Origin of the sequence: Nevskia sp. (genome assembly GCF_023266035.1) — a bacterium.
Lineage (GTDB): Bacteria > Pseudomonadota > Gammaproteobacteria > Nevskiales > Nevskiaceae > Nevskia.
Genome location: NZ_JAHFRY010000231.1, coordinates 1 through 3,463 on the forward strand (window position 1 = coordinate 1; position 3,463 = coordinate 3,463).

The 3,463-nt window shown below is 64.1% G+C and carries 4 protein-coding genes; 1 reads left to right on the forward strand and 3 read right to left on the reverse strand.

Annotation, left to right across the window (positions count from 1 at the left end; all coding sequences use genetic code 11):
- The first annotated feature begins 154 nt into the window (after positions 1–154).
- Positions 155–1,084 carry a heme o synthase gene (gene cyoE / locus Q0D45_RS21305; protein WP_293397868.1) on the forward strand — a complete coding sequence of 310 codons (930 nt, stop codon included), beginning with the start codon at positions 155–157 and terminating at the stop codon, positions 1,082–1,084.
- 64 nt (positions 1,085–1,148) lie between these two features.
- Here cyoE and rpoH read toward each other — a convergent pair whose 3' ends face one another.
- From rpoH to Q0D45_RS21320, 3 genes are all read right to left on the reverse strand, one after another.
- Positions 1,149–2,027: an RNA polymerase sigma factor RpoH gene (rpoH, locus tag Q0D45_RS21310; protein WP_293397870.1), complete on the reverse strand. Its 879-nt coding sequence runs from the start codon at positions 2,025–2,027 to the stop codon at positions 1,149–1,151.
- 135 nt (positions 2,028–2,162) lie between these two features.
- On the reverse strand, positions 2,163–3,113 hold the full coding sequence (ftsX, locus tag Q0D45_RS21315) for a permease-like cell division protein FtsX (RefSeq protein WP_293397872.1): 951 nt from the start codon (positions 3,111–3,113) through the stop codon (positions 2,163–2,165).
- Positions 3,110–3,463, reverse strand: a 354-nt coding sequence (locus Q0D45_RS21320) for an ATP-binding cassette domain-containing protein (RefSeq protein ID WP_293397874.1), incomplete at its 5' end; no start/stop codon positions are given. The genes ftsX and Q0D45_RS21320, both read right to left, overlap by 4 nt.

Here is a 3,463-nt window from a genome sequence, read left to right on the forward strand (position 1 = left end):
GGCTGATCCATTTGCAGCTGCCGCTATGGCTGGCCGATGCCCACAACGCCGGTGCGGCGCTGCTGTTGCTGGCGGTGCTGGCACTGAATTACACGGTCTGGCACGGCGCCCCGCCTCGTCCAGGGCAGTCCTGAAACCCCTAAGCCGAACGATCATGAGCAGAACCCCCACCTCGCTGAAAGCCCAGGCCGTGCCGGGTGTCGAAGCGATCACTGCTGCACCGGTGTCGCGTGGCCGCGAGTACTACGAGTTGTGCAAGCCGCGCGTGGTCATGCTGATCGTGTTCACCGCGATCGTCGGCATGTTCCTCGCCGTGCCCGGCCTGCCGCCGTTCGCAGCGTTGATCTGGGGCACGCTGGGTATCTCACTGCAGGCGGCTTCCGCGGCTGCGGTCAACCAGATCATCGATCGTGAAATCGACGCCCGCATGGCGCGCACCTGCGGCCGGCCGCTGGTCACCGGCACCTTGAGCCTGACCGAGTCGATCGCTTTCGCGACCTTTCTCGGCATCGCCGGCTTCATCGTGCTGTGGTTCCTGGTCAACCCGCTGACCGCCGTTCTGACCCAGCTGACCCTGGTCGGCTACGCCGGCGTCTACACCCTGTTCCTGAAGCGCGCGACGCCGCAGAACATCGTCATCGGCGGCGCTTCCGGTGCGGCGCCGCCAGTGCTCGGCTGGGCTGCGGTCACCGGCACCGTCGATCCGCATGCGCTGATCCTGTTCCTGATCATCTTCATCTGGACGCCGCCTCATTTCTGGGTGCTGGCGATCGAGCGCCGCGAGGAATACGCCAAGGTCGGCGTGCCGATGCTGCCGGTCACTCATGGCGTCGACTACACCGCGACCCAGGTGCTGCTCTACACCTTCCTGTTGATCGCCGTGACCATCCTGCCATTCGCGGTCGGCATGAGCGGCTGGCTGTACCTGGTCGCCGCGCTCGCGCTCGGCGGGCGCTTCCTGCAGCTGGCCTTCAAGATCAAGTTCGCGCCGCGCAAGGGCCTGAACATGAAAACCTTCGGCTACTCGATCGTCTACCTGATGGGCATTTTCACGGCCCTGCTGGTCGATCACTACCTGATCTGAGCGGTCCGTCGGCGGCAGCAAAAAGCCCGGCATCGCCGGGCTTTTTTCGTATCAGAACCGGTGATCAGGCCGGCTCTGCTTCTACCTCGATCGCCTTGCGCAACTTCTTCATCGCCGCGACCTCGATCTGGCGGATACGCTCGGCCGACACGCCGTACTCGTCGCCGAGTTCCTGCAGGCCAGCCTTCGATTCATCGGCCAGCCAGCGCCGCTTCAGAATGTCGCGCGAGCGGTCGTCAAGGGCCGCCATCGCGGTGCTCATGCGAGCCTCGCGGGCGTCCTGCCATTCGGCTTCCTCGATCGCCGAGTAGGCGTCGTGACGGTCGGCCAGATAATCCTCGGGGACGAACGAGGATTCCTCGCCGTCATCCGGCGAAGCACTGAACGAAACATCGGCGCCGCCGAGGCGCGATTCCATCTGCAGCACTTCTTCCGGCTTGACCTTCAGATCCTTGGCCACCGCCTCGACTTCCGACTGGGTCATCCAGCCGAGATGGGTCTTGGACTTGCGCAGATTGAAGAACAACTTGCGCTGCGCCTTGGTCGTGGCGATCTTGACGATGCGCCAGTTCTTCAGGATGTACTCGTGGATCTCGGCCTTGATCCAGTGCACGGCAAAGCTGATCAGACGCACGCCGACGCCCGGATCGAAACGCTTTACCGCCTTCATCAGGCCGATGTTGCCTTCCTGGATCAGATCGGACAGCGGCAGGCCGTAGCCCTGATAGCCACGGGCGATATGGACGACGAAGCGCAGGTTCGACAGCACCAGCTTCTGCGCCGACGCGAGATTGCCGTCGTCGTGCAGTTCGTGCGCGAGCTTCTGTTCTTCGTCCGGCGTCAGCAGCGGAATCTGGCTGACCGAACGGATGTAGGTATCAAGGCTGCCGGCCAGCGGCACCGGAAACGAAGCAGCCCGTGGTGATAGTGCGAGAGCAGTCATCATGGTCCCCGTGTTTCGCAAAATATTAGCACTCGTGAAATTGGAGTGCTAAGACCAAAAGAAGTTCACTACAAAATTCGAAGTTCGATAGCCTCAAAGCATCGAACGGCATAGACCTGCGGCTTGGCGACCAGTTCAATCCGGCTCGATGCCACCGAGGTGACGGCCCACGGTCCAGAACGCGGCCAGCCAGCCCAGCGCGGCACCGGTGGCGAATACGGCGAACACCGTGTCAGCCGCCAACGCGCCGAAGCCGGCGCCAACGCCATAAAGGCCGGCCAGATTCGCCGCTGGTTCTGACAACGCAACTTGCGCGCCAATCACCATCAGACAGGCCAGCAAGGCGCCAGTCAGCCCGTACCACAGGCCGGTGTAGAGGAAGGGCCGGCGAATGAAGCCATTCGAGGCGCCGATCACCTTCAGCACGACGATTTCCTCGCGTCGAGCCGAGATGTCGAGCCGGATGGTGTTGGCGACCACCGCCAGCACGGCGATCGCCAGCGCACTGGCAATCAGCAGCACCAGGCGTTCGACGATGGCGAGAATCGCGTACAGCCGCTCCAGCCATTCGCGGTCCAGCCGCGCGCTTTCGACTTCTGGCAGCTTGGTCATCTCGTCGAGCATCGCCGAGGCCTGTGCCTTGGCCGCCTTGCTGTCCGGGGTGACGACGATCACCGCCGGCAGCGGATTGCTGTCGAGGATGTCTAGCGCTTCGCCGAAGCCGGAATGGGCCTTGAACTCGGCCAGCGCCTGGTCGCGGGAGATGTAGCGCGCTTCGGCCACACCTGGGCGTTTCGCCAGCTTCGCAGCCAGTGCTTGGCCGGCCGCGTCATCGAGGTTGTCGCGCAGGAACAGCGAGGCGCGCAGCGAGCCTTTGAGGCCGCTCGAGGCCGCATCGAGGCTGCCGAGCACCGAATACAGGCCGGCTGGCAGCGCCAGGGTCACGCCGATCACGAACGCCGTCAGCAAGGTGCCGAACGGACGTCGCTTCAGCTGATCCAGGGTCGCGGCAATCGCCCGCGTGTGTTCGAGCAGCCAGCGCGAGAAGCCGCTCGGGGTGTTGCCGACTCGCCGTGCAGTACTCATGCGTCCTGCTCCTCGGCGTCATCGGCGTAGTCGAATTCGCTGGCCTTGATCTGGGTCAGCAGACCCTTTTCCAGACGCAGGATGCGATGCGGCAGCCGCGAGATCAGGCCCAGCGCGTGGGTGGCGACCAGCACGCTGACGCCGACTTCATTGAAGCGGTTGAACAACTGCATCACTTCCTGCGCCATTTCGGGATCGAGGTTGCCGGTCGGTTCGTCTGCGATCAGCAGCCGCGGTTTGGCGACCACCGCGCGGGCGATGCCGACTCGCTGCTGCTCGCCGCCGGACAAGGTCTGCGGCCAATGGCGTTCCTTGCCTCGGAGCCCGACCGCATCGAGTGCCGCCCGCAC